Source organism: Bradyrhizobium elkanii WSM2783, assembly GCF_000472865.1.
In the GTDB taxonomy this organism is placed as follows: Bacteria; Pseudomonadota; Alphaproteobacteria; order Rhizobiales; family Xanthobacteraceae; genus Bradyrhizobium; species Bradyrhizobium elkanii_A.
In genome coordinates, this window is record NZ_AXAP01000167.1 from 1 (window position 1) to 7,290 (window position 7,290).

At 62.3% G+C, this 7,290-nt stretch carries 7 protein-coding genes and 1 pseudogene; 7 read left to right on the forward strand and 1 reads right to left on the reverse strand.

Annotated elements, in window-relative coordinates; genetic code table 11:
• Nucleotides 1–276 precede the first annotated feature (276 nt).
• Nucleotides 277–1,230: a helix-turn-helix transcriptional regulator gene (locus YY7_RS0148830; protein ID WP_028169292.1), complete on the reverse strand. Its 954-nt coding sequence runs from the start codon at nucleotides 1,228–1,230 to the stop codon at nucleotides 277–279.
• A gap of 337 nt (nucleotides 1,231–1,567) precedes the next feature.
• Here YY7_RS0148830 and YY7_RS0148835 point away from each other — a divergent pair, with 337 nt between their 5' ends.
• From YY7_RS0148835 to YY7_RS0148870, 7 genes and pseudogenes are all read left to right on the forward strand, one after another.
• Entirely contained in the window at nucleotides 1,568–2,398 is an 831-nt protein-coding gene (locus tag YY7_RS0148835) for an alpha/beta fold hydrolase (protein ID WP_028169293.1), read from the forward strand.
• 35 nt (nucleotides 2,399–2,433) lie between these two features.
• On the forward strand, nucleotides 2,434–2,721 hold the full coding sequence (locus YY7_RS0148840) for a hypothetical protein (protein WP_028169294.1): 288 nt from the start codon (nucleotides 2,434–2,436) through the stop codon (nucleotides 2,719–2,721).
• A gap of 111 nt (nucleotides 2,722–2,832) precedes the next feature.
• Complete coding sequence (locus YY7_RS0148845; protein ID WP_028169295.1) at nucleotides 2,833–4,038, forward strand: NAD(P)/FAD-dependent oxidoreductase; 1,206 nt, start codon at nucleotides 2,833–2,835, stop codon at nucleotides 4,036–4,038.
• A gap of 90 nt (nucleotides 4,039–4,128) precedes the next feature.
• Nucleotides 4,129–5,085, forward strand: coding sequence for an MBL fold metallo-hydrolase (locus YY7_RS0148850; protein WP_028169296.1), 957 nt, complete (start codon nucleotides 4,129–4,131; stop codon nucleotides 5,083–5,085).
• A gap of 136 nt (nucleotides 5,086–5,221) precedes the next feature.
• Entirely contained in the window at nucleotides 5,222–5,968 is a 747-nt protein-coding gene (locus YY7_RS0148855; protein WP_028169297.1) for an SDR family NAD(P)-dependent oxidoreductase, read from the forward strand.
• 313 nt (nucleotides 5,969–6,281) lie between these two features.
• Nucleotides 6,282–6,997, forward strand: a pseudogene (locus YY7_RS59880) (IS5 family transposase).
• 61 nt (nucleotides 6,998–7,058) lie between these two features.
• Nucleotides 7,059–7,290: transposase (locus tag YY7_RS0148870; protein WP_196237461.1), on the forward strand; the 232-nt coding region annotated here is incomplete at its 3' end.

A 7,290-nucleotide genomic window follows, 5' to 3' on the forward strand; every position in this document is an offset into this window, starting at 1 on the left:
TCAGCCCTCCAAGAGCCGACCACCCATGAATCATTGAAAAATTGATTCGGGAATCCTATAAAACGCGGCAAAATCAACAATCTGCCAAAGTAGTGCTAGGCCGTGAACCCATAAATCTGCCGGACGGGCGGCTTCCGAGGTCCGCTATGCCCCGATAGCCGACTTATTGTTGCATAGCAGCGAGCAACGCGATGGACTACAAACGGAAGTCGCGCAATAAGTCATATGCCAAGTGGTACGTCGGTTCAGCCTGACGTCCCACGCGGAGCATTGCTGTTAACGCATGCGCCGTCGCCAATCGCTCGGCGTTTCTCCGGTCAGCTTCCTGAACGCCGCGGCGAAGGCCGTCTGGGAGGCATACCCAAGCGCCGCGGCGACCGAGACGACCGACTCGTCGGTGTCGCGCAGCATATTCATGGCCTGCTCGAGGCGGTGCTGGCGCAGCCAGGCATGCGGCGAAAGCCCGGTACTCTCCTTGAAGGCACGACAGAAGTGGAAGCGCGACAGGCCAGCATCGGAAGCCAGGGCATCGAGGGAGACGTCGGTGTCGCTGCCCGAGCGCAAGCGTTCGATGGCACGGAGCAGGACCTTCGGCGACAGCCCACCCATGGTCGGCCGGGACGTGGCTGGCGAGCCGGCGTGCGCAGCCAGGAGGCGCGTGGCCAGCAGGTCCGTCAGCTGATGCCTGAACAGGGTATCCAGGGCCCCATTGCCCTCCATGACATCCACCGCGCTCAACAGCAATCGGGATGTAAAGGGGTCGGGATGCGCCGTTCGCTCCATGAGATCGACCGGTGTGGAGATATCGGCTTCGTCGGCAACGCGCCTCAGCGTTGCGTGAGGAAGATAGAGCTGGACGACATCAACAGGTTTCGGAATATCCCATCGGGAGCTTGATCCTTCCGGAATGATTATCACAACCCCGGGACGAAACGTTCCAATCGCGACCGATCTTCCTGACCGCCGCTCCATGCGCTGCATCATACCGTTGTAAGCCATGATGACGTGATGGGCCATTGGCGCGACGACGTCGTGCAGTGGTTCATGTTTCCAGTGGGCGATCCCGGCACCGGAGGCGTCCAATGCCATGTGAAACGGTTCGGTCCCGAGCACACGGGCCATCTCCGCATGGGCACGACGCCCATCGGCAACGGACACGCCGCTCTGACGGCCCTCAGATATGGCGGGCGGGTGCTCCTGCAACGGATCGCGCAGGATCGGCTTATTCATGATCCAATACCAAAGTTGCGGTGGCGATGGAGCCCTCGCCGCGATGGCGCGAGCAAGTAGGTGGGGCGGTCGCTGACCTGATGGCGGAACTTACCTCAGCAAACTCCTCACGTAAACCTGACGGATAGTGTGATCTACCCGCTACGGTGTAGCGGAAGAACACATAATTGGCCGAGCTATCCGCAGAACCTGCGAAACCCCGAGCGATTGGCGGAGGCGTTAGCAGCAATCGCTCTTTAGCGACGGCAAACGCTCTGGGGCAGCGGCACGCCAGGTTCGCTAGAGATCGTCGTGCCCGCGCTGAGAGAGCGACACACGAACTCAAGGGACCGATCCTATGACCTCCGTCACCACCAACGATGGCGTCCAGATTTTCTATAAGGACTGGGGGCCGAAATCCGCCCAGCCGATCGTTTTTCACCACGGCTGGCCGCTGACCGCCGACGACTGGGATAACCAGATGCTCTTCTTCGTCAGCAAGGGTTACCGTGTCATCGCCCATGATCGCCGGGGTCATGGCCGTTCGATGCAGGTGAGTGACGGCCACGATATGGATCACTACGCAGCCGATGTCGCGGCCGTCGTAGAGCACCTTGATCTTCGGAATGCCATTCACATCGGTCATTCCACGGGCGGCGGCGAGGCCACGCGCTACGTTGCACGCCATGGCAGAAATCGCGTGGCCAAGCTGGTCCTGATCGGTGCGGTGCCGCCGCTGATGTTGAAGACAGAGGCGAATCCGGCTGGCTTGCCCATCGAAGGGTTCGATGGCCTACGCCAGCAGCTCGCCGCCAACAGGGCGCAGTTCTACCAAGACTTCGCGAGCGGTCCATTCTATGGCTATAACCGCCCGGGCGCAGAAGCATCGCAGGCCGTCATCTGGAATTGGTGGCGCCAGAGCATGATGGGCAGTGCCAAGGCCCACTATGACGGCATCAAAGCCTTCTCGGAAACGGACTTCACCGAGGATCTGAACAGCATCACCGTGCCCACGCTCGTCCTGCATGGCGGTGACGACCAGATCGTACCCGTCAACGACTCGGCATCCCTGTCGGCGAAGCTACTGAAGCACAGCACTCTGAAAATCTACGACCTGCTGCCGCACGGCCTGTGCACGACACATGCCGACATCATCAACGCCGAGCTTCTCTCCTTCATCTCAGCCTAGTCGGCATCGACGTCAAGAACAGCGGGAGACAAAAAATGACCTGGAAGAACCTCGTCGCCCCCCTTGCAATCAGATCGCGGCCGAGAGCCGTCGCCTCTGCGGTCATCTACGGGCTGTCGCTGGCCGTTCGCTTCACTTCAGCGGCGGGTGAAGAGGTGGAGATTCCACCGCAAGCCGCGCAACGGGCGCACCCGCTGATTTCCATCATGCCCAGGGACGGCTCCCGTCTTCCCCACCAGGAGTGGGGCGTAAAGCCCACGCAGCCGATCGTCTTCCGCCACGGCTGGCCGCGCTGGTCGCCGCCCGGCTGCGTCGCCCCTTAAGAACCAGATCTCGTTTCACCGCTTCGCGTCGTCGTCGGTCGCTGCCGCCCATGTGGGGCAGCGCCGGTAACGCGCGGACTTTTGGAAGCCAAAACCACAGGAGCAAATGACATGCGATTAGTCATCATCGGCGCCGGCTTTGCCGGCATGTACGCCGCACTTTCCGCCGCCCGCCTACGCGACATCCGGGGCGTCTCGCCCGAGGAGCTCGAGATCACGTTGGTCGCGCCAGATCCGACGCTGGTGGTGCGCCCGCGGCTCTACGAACCGAAGCCCGAGACGCTGACGGCGCCTCTGCTCGATGTGCTCAAGGCCATCGATGTCGTCTACATGCAGGGCAGCGCCGAGACGATCGACACCAAGTCCCGCATGGTGCAGATCACCACGGACAAAGGCACGCGCAAGTCGCTCTCCTACGACCGGCTGGTCGTGGCGACCGGCAGCCGGCTGTTCCGCCCGAATATTCCCGGCCTCGCCGAGCACGGCTTTTCCGTTGACCAGCTCGACGATGCGATCGCCCTCGACAAGCACCTGCACGGCCTGGCCGACCGCCCGGCAAAGAACGGGCGCGACACGGTCGTCGTTGCCGGCGGCGGCTTCACCGGTATCGAGGCGGCGACCGAAATGCCCGCGCGGCTGCGCAAGATCCTTGGCAAGGATGCGAAACCGCGCGTCATCATCGTCGACCGCAACAATGCGATTGCGCCCGACATGGGCGAAGGTCCCCGCCCCCTCATCGAAGACGCCCTGCGCAAACTCGGTGTGGAAACCCGGCTCGGGGCCGGCGTCGCCTCGCTCGACCAATCCGGCGTCACGCTGTCCAACGGTGAACATATCGAGACCGAGACCGTAATCTGGGCGGCAGGCATGCGCGCAGCTCCGCTGACTCAGCAGATCCCCGCCGAGCGCGACCATTTCGGCCGGCTGCTGGTCGACCGCTGTTTGCAAGTGCCAGGAGTGCCCGGCGTGTTCGCCACTGGCGACGCTGCCCGCGCCGCCTGCGACGATGACGGCAACTACGCGCTGATGTCGTGCCAGCACGCCACGCGGATGGGCGCCTTTGCCGGCAACAATGCCGCCGCGGAGCTCATGGGAGTCCCGACCAAGCCCTATCACCAGAAGGCCTACGTCACCTGCCTAGACCTGGGCGAAGCCGGCGCGCTCTTCACGCGCGGCTGGGAGCGCAAGGTGGAGATGGTCGGCGAGGTCGCCAAGAAGACCAAGCAGGAGATCAACACAGTGTGGATCTATCCGCCGCAGGCCAAGCGTGCCGCCGCGCTGGCCTCAGCCGATCCGGAGCGTGTGACCGACCTCTGAACACCTCACCAGCATTGACCGCGCTTCCCACGCGGGAAGCGCGGCCCGTCCAGGATCGAGCGCCAAGATCAAACGCAGGAATTTTCAAAGATGAATCAGATGATCCGCAACACTCAGCAGGAGACAAACATGAGCTTAGACACGACCGCAGACCCCCTTACATCGGGACCCGAAGAGCTCGTTCCGTCGCGCTACGCGCTGAAGGTCGGCGACATTGACGTGCTGGTGGTCAGCGATGGCGTGCTGCCGCTCCCGACCCAAATGTTGGGACACAACGCCGACCCGGCCGACCGCGCGGCCTGGCTGAAAGACATGTTCCTGCCGCAGGACGCGTTCGATTGGGCGCTGAACGTGGTCGTGGTGCGGAGCGGCGGCAAGACCATCCTCATTGACGCTGGACTAGGGTCCGATCCGGACTTGAACCTGCCGCGGGCCGGCCAGTTGATCAAGCGACTGGAGGCCGCCGGCATCGATCTTGGGTCCGTCACAGACTTGGTGTTGACCCACATGCACATGGACCACATTGGCGGGCTGCTCGTCGAGGGGGTGAAGGAGCGGCTGCGTAAAGACCTGCGGATCCACGTGGCGGCAGCCGAGCTCAAGTTCTGGGAGTCGCCCGATTTCTCCCACACCTCCATGCCGCAGGGTTTCCCGGATGCGCTTCGGTCGGCCGCCACGCGGTTCGTGAGCGAGTACGGCAGCAACCTGCGGACGTTCGATGAAGAACACGAGATTGCGCCGGGAGTGGTCGCCCGTCGCACCGGCGGTCACACCCCCGGGCACAGCGTGGTCCGCGTGGCGTCCGGCGGTGACGGGCTGACATTCGCCGGCGATGCCGTGTTTACCGTCGGGTTCGAGCAACCCGACTGGCACAACGGTTTCGAACACGACCCCGAAGAGGCGGCGCGCGTTCGGGTCCGTCTTTTGCAGGAGCTGGCTAAGAGCGGCGAGATGTTGGTGGCCACTCACCTGCCGTTCCCGTCCATCGGACGGGTGGCGGCCGACGGCGATGCCTTCCGTTTCGTGCCGGTCTTCTGGGACTACTGACCGGCATTGGGTTAAGGCCGAACCAGGGCGCGTATGAGTTCGCGCCCTGGTTCAATACTTCGCAACCGCTGGAACCGAAGCGATCGTTTATGCCCGCTTTGACCAATTTCCAACCTTACAGATGAGTGGAACGAACATGCAGAACGAAAAGGTCATGATCATAACGGGCGGCAGCTCTGGCATCGGTCGGGCGGCCGCGCTCCGTTTCGCGAACCAAGGCGACAAAGTGCTCATCACCGGCCGCCGCGCCGGCCCCATCGAGCAAACGGTCGCGGAGCATAAGAATATCGCGGGCATCGTTGCGAATACCGCCTCTGCTGAAGACGCCAGGCGGACCATCGCCACGGCGGTCGACAGCTGGGGCCGCGTGGATGCGCTCATCAACAACGCCGGCGCGGGCGCCATCCTTCCGTTATCGGATGCGACAGCCGATCGGATCACAGACATCTTTTCCATCAATGTGCTCGGTCCGAGCCTGCTGGCCCGCGCCGCCCTTCCTCACCTGAAGGCGACGCAGGGCACCATCATCAACATCTCCTCGACCTTCGGCCACCGGCCGGCGGCGGGACTATCCCACTACGCCGCCAGCAAGGCGGCGCTGGAACACCTGACCCGCTGCTGGGCGCTCGAACTCGCGCCGCTCGGAATAAGGGTGAATGCGGTCGCCGCCGGGCCCACGGAATCCGGCGCCTTGACCGGGATGATGGGGCTATCTGCGGAACAGGCAGAAGCGGTCAAGGAACACGAGCGCGCACGGATTCCACTCGGTCGGCGCGGCGTTCCCGACGACATCGCAGAATGGATTGTCCAGCTTGCGGGCCCCGCCTCGCAATGGCTGACGGGCCAGGTTCTCGCCGTCGATGGCGGCTTGGGACTGGCTTAGTTTCCACGCTGCAAAGTGCGGTCCCGGCCAAATTTACTTCTCTTTCCGATTAAGGGGCGATAGTTCGGGTGAGTTAGTCTGGGCACCCAAAGCTGCGGTGAGCCAAAGCCCGTTGCCTGTAAGGGTCATTCGCTACAGGGGCGAACGAGTGGCAAGTCCAGCCATGTCCGTAAGTAAATTCAGAGCATGAGCGCCTGCGCGTTGGTCATGGCGAGTTGATGGCGCTGCTCGGGACGTGATTCAATCTCCGAAGCCGGAGCCTCGAATCATGCGCTTCGAACTCAGCGATTTTGAATGGACCGCGATCAAGCCGATGCTGCCCAACAAGTCGCGCGGCGTTCGGCGGGTAAATGACCGGCGCGTGCTCAATGGCATCTTTTGGGTTCTGCGCTCGGGTGCGCCATGGCGCGACCTGCCGCCGACCTATGGTCCGCGCACCACCTGCAACAATCGCTTCGTTAGGTGGCGGCAGGCTGGCGTCTGTGACCAGATCATGGACACGCTTGCCGTCGGTCATGAGTCGGCGGTGCAGATGATTGACACCTCCGTCGTCCGAGTGCACCAGCACGGAGCCTGCATCTCGGACAACAATCAGCAGGATATGGGTCGCCCGCGAGGGGGCTGACCTGCAAGATTCACGCGGTGGTGGATACCGATGGCCTGCCGGTGCATCTCGCCCTCACGCCGGGCGACGCGCATGACAACCGGCTGTGTTCGGTTCTCCTCAGTGGCTTGCTTCCCCAAACGATGTTGCTCGCGGATCGCGGATACGACGCCGACTGGATCAGGGAGCTTGCCCGCCAGCAAGGCGCATGGGCGAACATTCCGCCGAAACGAAATCGCAAAGACCCGATCTGCTTCAGCCCGTATCTGTATCGAGCGCGCAACCTGATCGAACGGTTCTTCAACAAGATCAAGCAATGTCGGCGTGTTGCCACCCGCTACGACAAACTCGCAGCCAACTATCTGGCGTTCGTCAAACTCGCATCAATCCGAATTTGGATACGCGCTAATGAGTCCACGTCCTAACACTACTTTGGCAGATTGTTGATTTTGCCGCGTTTTATAGGATTCCCGAATCAATTTTTCAATGATTCATGGGTGGTCGGCTCTTGGAGGGCTGACCATGCCGGGATGGGAAGACGAACTCGAACGCTGGCTGATGCCGTTCTTGGACCGGCTGGGTCATAAGACCCGGCAGCGGATGTGTCCTCTGTATGTTGCGGGATTGATCGGTCCGGGCGATCGCAAGAGCGTTCAGCCGATGGCGGAACGCCTTGCCACGAGCAACTACGACCAGTTGCACCATTTCATTGCGGACG

What these genes read in the sequence shown, in the direction of transcription:
- YY7_RS0148830 (WP_028169292.1), bottom strand. Translation starts at nt 1,230, where the DNA reads ATGAATAAGCCGATCCTGCGCGATCCGTTGCAGGAGCACCCGCCCGCC.
- YY7_RS0148835 (WP_028169293.1), top strand. Translation starts at nt 1,568, where the DNA reads ATGACCTCCGTCACCACCAACGATGGCGTCCAGATTTTCTATAAGGAC.
- YY7_RS0148840 (WP_028169294.1), top strand. Translation starts at nt 2,434, where the DNA reads ATGACCTGGAAGAACCTCGTCGCCCCCCTTGCAATCAGATCGCGGCCG.
- YY7_RS0148845 (WP_028169295.1), top strand. Translation starts at nt 2,833, where the DNA reads ATGCGATTAGTCATCATCGGCGCCGGCTTTGCCGGCATGTACGCCGCA.
- YY7_RS0148850 (WP_028169296.1), top strand. Translation starts at nt 4,129, where the DNA reads ATGAATCAGATGATCCGCAACACTCAGCAGGAGACAAACATGAGCTTA.
- YY7_RS0148855 (WP_028169297.1), top strand. Translation starts at nt 5,222, where the DNA reads ATGCAGAACGAAAAGGTCATGATCATAACGGGCGGCAGCTCTGGCATC.